Source organism: Shewanella sp. NKUCC06_TVS (assembly GCF_019345515.1).
Classification (GTDB): Bacteria; Pseudomonadota; Gammaproteobacteria; order Enterobacterales; family Shewanellaceae; genus Shewanella; species Shewanella oncorhynchi.
The window spans coordinates 1-315 of record NZ_JAHKQX010000046.1 but is presented as its reverse complement, the minus strand read 5'-3'; the positions used below and the strand labels follow the sequence as shown (position 1 = coordinate 315).

The window sequence follows — 315 nt, the reverse complement described above, 5'->3', positions numbered from 1 at the left end:
ACTTCCGCTAACTGCGATGGAGAGACGGAGAAGGCTAGGCTAGCGCGGCGTTGGTAGTCCGCGTTTAAGGTGGTAGGTGGTGTTCTTAGGCAAATCCGGGGACACGTACTTTAATGTACACACTGAGAGCTGATGACGAGGTCCTAAGGGACTGAAGTAGTTGATGCCATGCTTCCAGGAAAATCTTCTAAGCTTCAGGTTAGTGGGAATCGTACCCCAAACCGACACAGGTGGTCGGGTAGAGAATACCAAGGCGCTTGAGAGAACTCGGCTGAAGGAACTAGGCAAAATGGTACCGTAACTTCGGGAGAAGGT

1 rRNA gene is annotated in these 315 nt (G+C 51.4%); it reads left to right on the top strand.

The features are described 5' to 3' along the window. Positions 1–315, top strand: a 23S ribosomal RNA gene (locus KO531_RS22240); the annotation flags it as partial.